Annotated in this window: 3 protein-coding genes and 1 rRNA gene; 1 reads left to right on the plus strand and 3 read right to left on the minus strand. The window is 28.8% G+C overall.

The genetic code is table 11. From position 1 onward, the window contains the following. Positions 1-397 precede the first annotated feature (397 nt). Complete coding sequence (gene nrdG / locus ABFX13_RS14340; RefSeq protein ID WP_346047172.1) at positions 398-937, minus strand: anaerobic ribonucleoside-triphosphate reductase activating protein; 540 nt, start codon at positions 935-937, stop codon at positions 398-400. A 21-nt stretch (positions 938-958) separates the two neighbouring features. Further along, positions 959-3,310 (minus strand): anaerobic ribonucleoside triphosphate reductase, encoded by a 2,352-nt coding sequence (locus ABFX13_RS14345; protein ID WP_346047174.1) that lies wholly within the window; start codon positions 3,308-3,310, stop codon positions 959-961. A 354-nt stretch (positions 3,311-3,664) separates the two neighbouring features. On the opposite strand from ABFX13_RS14345, the gene ABFX13_RS14350 reads away from it, so the two are divergent. Next, complete coding sequence (locus tag ABFX13_RS14350; RefSeq protein WP_346047176.1) at positions 3,665-4,843, plus strand: pyridoxal phosphate-dependent aminotransferase; 1,179 nt, start codon at positions 3,665-3,667, stop codon at positions 4,841-4,843. Positions 4,844-4,909: 66 nt separating this feature from the next. Here ABFX13_RS14350 and rrf read toward each other — a convergent pair. Beyond that, positions 4,910-4,998 (minus strand): 5S ribosomal RNA (gene rrf / locus ABFX13_RS14355); the annotation flags it as partial.

Consider the following 4,998-nt stretch of genomic DNA (forward strand, 5'->3'; position numbering starts at 1 on the left):
GTTGTTTAATTCTTTAAAAAGAATTTTTATAATTAACCTACTGTTTAATTTTCAAAGTTCTTAATTTGTTTTGTCCGTTTCTCAAGGACAAGTAATACTTTACCACCTAATCATACTATCGTCAATAGTTTTTTTTATTTTTTTAATTATTTTTTTATTTTACTTTATTTAAAAAAGTAATCAACAAATTATCAACACTTTTATCCACATTATCTACAATTTTAAATTCATTTATACACCTCATTTTATAAATATTATCCACATTATCCACCATTTTTATTAATATCTTAACATTTATATTTTAATCTTCGATAATTCCCTATTTTTTTATTTCTATAAACAAAAATGGATATAGAATTTCTTACATAATTCTATATCCATTTCCATTTTATCTACATTATTTAGCTATATATAAATCTTCTTTCATATATTCTTCATGTAGACATATATTTTTAAATTCTAATGTCTTTTTTACATCAATTATTCTTTGATTTGATGAACCTCTAAATTTAAGACTTATATCTCTTTTAGCTTCTATAAATCTTCCATCTACTAATACATCTATATTTCTAAGTAAATTTAAATTGTTAAAATATAAAGGATTCTTTTTATCTATAAGTTCTTCAAATGTATATCCTGTATAAACCCATACATCCAGATTATTTTCTTTACACACTTTAGCCACTTCAGTTAAAGCTTCACTTTGCATAAATGGCTCTCCTCCAGATAAAGTAACGCCTCTGTGTAATTTTAACTTTTGTATATCCTTAGCTATATCATCGATATCAGCTTCATAACCTCCACACAAATCATGTGTTTGTGGATTTTGGCATCCTTTACAATTATGATTACATCCTTGTGTCCATATAACAGCTCTTAATCCAGGTCCATCAACTATACTATCAAAAGTAATTGGTGAAGCTAATCTTATCTTCATGTAAATTACCCCCACTAAATATTAATTATGTTTAACTCTATCTCTTACCTCTGCCTTTTTAGCATTATTAAATCTATCTACTGTACCTACTAAGTATCCAGTTATTCTTCTTATTCTTTCAAATCCTATTTCTCCATCTGATTCTTTTCTTCCACATGCTGGACATACATCACCTGGAATAACTCCTGAGTATCCACAAACTGGATCCCTATCTAATGGATGATTTATACTACCATATCCTATACCTAATTCCTTCATAGCTCTTATAATAGTTTCAAAAGCTTCTAGATTATTAGAAGGACTTCCATCTAGTTCTATATAAGTTATATGTCCTGCATTAGTTAATTCATGGTATGGAGCTTCTATTCGTATTTTATCAAAAGAACTTAATTTATGATAAACAGGAACATGAAATGAATTTGTATAATATTCCTTATCTGTTATACCTTCTATCTCACCATACTGTTTTTTATCTATAGCTGTAAATCTTCCTGATAAACCTTCAGCAGGTGTAGCTATTAATGAGAAATTTAGTCCATATTTATCACTAGCTTCTTCCATTCTTTCTCTCATATGTGTTATTATTTCTAATCCTAGCTTTTGAGCTTCTTGACTTTCTCCATGGTGTTTACCTATAAGGGCTATTAAACATTCTGCTAATCCTATAAATCCTACTGTTAATGTTCCTTGTTTTATAACTTCCCTTAATGTATCATTTGGACCTAATTCATCAGATCCTTTCCATACATTTTGTCCCATTAAGAACGGGAAGTTTTTAACTTTCTTACTAGCCTGAACTTCAAATCGCTCAAGTAATTGTTCTATAACTAAATCTATCTTTTCATCTAATTCATCATAAAATCCTTTTTCATCCATAACTTGTCCATTTAATGAACCATGTTTAATTCCCAGTCTAGGTAAGTTTATTGTTGTAAATGATAAGTTTCCTCTTCCACTTACTATTTCTTCTCCACACACATTTCCAACAACCCTTGTTCTACATCCCATATATGTGGCCTCAGTCTCTGGTCTACCTTCTACATAGTACTTAGCATTAAAAGGAGCATCTAAAAAACTGAAATTAGGGAATAGTCTTTTAGCTGATACTCTACATGCTAACTTAAATAAATCATAATTAGGGTCTTCTGGATTTAAGTTTATTCCTTCTTTTACTTTAAATATTAGTATAGGGAAGATTGCTGTTTCTCCATTTCCTAAGCCCTTTTCTACTGATAGTAATAAGTTTTTAATAATTAATCTTCCTTCTGGTGAAGTATCCGTACCAAAGTTCACACTAGAAAAAGGAACTTGTGCTCCTGCTCTTGAATGCATAGTATTCAGATTGTGAATAAAAGCTTCCATAGCTTGATAAGTATTTCTATCTGTTTCTTTATAAGCTTCCTTTAAAGCAAACTTTTGTACCTTATCTGCAACTTTAGAATCTATATTGAACCTATTCATTAGCTCTTCTTTTTCTAGTTCTATATATGACTTTTCTATATTTATACTAAGCTTAGTGTTTGTTTGTTCTTCTACATAAGATACTATCTCTCTAATTTGTTCTAAGACTTCTATGTCTTCATATAATTCTAATGCTTTAGCCATATTATTAGCATATAATTTTTTAAAAGTTTTATATACACCCTCAGCTAAGCCATAATCAAAGAATGGTATACTTTGACCTCCATGCTGGTCATTTTGATTGCTTTGTATTGCTATTGCTGCTAGTGCTGCATAACTTATAATATCATTAGGTTCTCTTAAGAAACCATGTCCTGTAGAAAATCCATTTTTAAATAATTTTATTAAATCTATTTGGCAACAAGTTAATGTCCCCATATTTAAAAAATCCATATCGTGTATATGTATATCTCCATTATCATGAGCAAAAGCATGTTCTGGCTTTAATATATGAGTTTTGCAAAATTCTTTTGATACAGTACTTCCATATTGAAGCATAGTACCCATAGCTGTATTCCCGTCTATATTTGCATTTTCTCTTTTTATATCAGCATCATCAGCATCAGCAAAAGTTATTTGTTCTATCGATTTCATAAGTCTTGATTTAGAGTTTCTTATTCTATTTCTCTCTGTTCTATAAACTATATATTCTTCACTAGTTTTTGCATGACCTTTTTCTATAAGAACTTTTACAACTGCATCTTGTATATCTTCAACTCCAGGAGTATTATTTGCATATCTTAAATTTAAAAGTTTAATTACATCTTGAGTTAATAATTCTGCTAAATGATAATCTGCTTTGCTATTTTCTCTTTCCGCCACTTTGCTTGCAGCTAAAAATATAGCTCTAGTTATCCTGTCAGAATTAAAAGGTATCACTCTTCCATCTCTTTTTCTTACCGTTTCAATCACAATAAAAATCCCCCTTCATCACAACATATTGTATTTATAAAATAATACACCCACTATATATAGTATCTTAGGATGAAAAAAATCCCCTTCAACTAAGTTAAAGGGAAGTTTATAAATTATTACTATATAAGGTTACCAAATTTGTACATAATCGTCAAATGCGCTCTAAGCATTGAAATTACTATCTACCTTTTTTGAACGTTAGTATTTGTAATACATTCAAATTTTTTAAAATTTTTTACATTTCATTTCAATTTTTTGCAGAAATTTTTGCGCAAATATTATATAGTTTCCTTTATTGTTCTAAATTCATATATAATATAATTATCTATTTCAAAGAGGAGGTATCGTGCAATGCTATCTAATAGATTAAATAACATTACACCATCTTATACAATTGGTATAAGCACAAAGGTTCGTAACTTAAAATCAGAAGGTAAAAATATTATAGATTTAAGTATAGGTGAGCCAGATTTACTTGTACCTTATAAAGCTAAACAATGCGGTGTAGATTCTCTTAATAATGATTTCACTAATTACGACTTAGTTCCTGGTTTAAAAGTGCTTAGAGAACAATTATGTAATAAACTTAAAACTGAAAATAATTGTAATTATGATGTGGATGAAATAGTCGTATCTAGTGGAGCTAAACATGCAATAACAAACACATTACTAGCTCTTGTAAATCCAGGAGATGATATACTTGTACCTAAACCTTATTGGGTTAGTTATCCAGAAATGATAAAGTTAGTCAATGCTAACCCTGTATTTGTCGATACAAATAAAGAAAATGACTTTAAACTTACAAAAGAAATTTTAGAAAAATATATAACTCCAAATACTAAAATGTTATTTTTAAATAACCCTTCAAATCCTACTGGAGCAGTATATACAAAAGAAGAATTATTAGAAATAGCTACAGTATGTTTAAATCATAATATATACATATTAGCTGATGAAATTTACGAAAAAATCTGTTATACAGACCAGTTTGTTTCTGTTGCATCTTTAGGTGAAGATATAAAAAATATAACGATAACTATAAATGGTTTTTCTAAATCATTTGCAATGACAGGATTAAGAATTGGATATTCTGCAAGTAATAAAAAAATTGCTAAAGCAATATCTACTATACAAGGACACTTAGTATCTCATCCTTCTTTAACAAGCCAATATGTGGCTTATGGCGCCTTAAAAGATTGCCCTGAATATATAGACGAAGTAGTTAGTATATATAAAAGTCGTAGAGATATAGTGGTTGATATCTTAAATAAATATAATAAATTAGATTATGTAACTCCAGATGGAGCATTCTATGTTTTTATAGATTTATCAAAAGTAAAAGGCTCTCTAGATTATAAAGATAGTTTTTCTATAGAATTTTGTAATAGATTATTAGATGAATATCAAGTTGCAGCAGTTCCAGGAATAGCATTTGGTATGGATAACTATATAAGAATTTCTTATGCATGTAGCGAAGATAACTTTACTAAAGGTTTAGAAAGAATAATTAAATTTGCAGAATCTTTATAAAAAATAACCCTTACCAAATAAGTAAGGGTTTATTATTTTCTAACTTTTTCAACATAAAAAAAGATTACGCGGCTACGTCCTACTCTCCCAGGCAGCTTCCCACCAAGTACCATCGGCGCTAAAGAGCTTAACTTCTGTGTTCGGAATGGGAACAG

Origin of the sequence: Paraclostridium tenue (assembly GCF_039521565.1) — a bacterium.
Classification (GTDB): Bacteria; Bacillota; Clostridia; order Peptostreptococcales; family Peptostreptococcaceae; genus Paraclostridium; species Paraclostridium tenue.

Bases quoted from the DNA above. Each gene is read 5' to 3' on its own strand.
- nrdG (WP_346047172.1), bottom strand. From the start codon at position 937: ATGAAGATAAGATTAGCTTCACCAATTACTTTTGATAGTATAGTTGAT.
- ABFX13_RS14350 (WP_346047176.1), top strand. From the start codon at position 3,665: ATGCTATCTAATAGATTAAATAACATTACACCATCTTATACAATTGGT.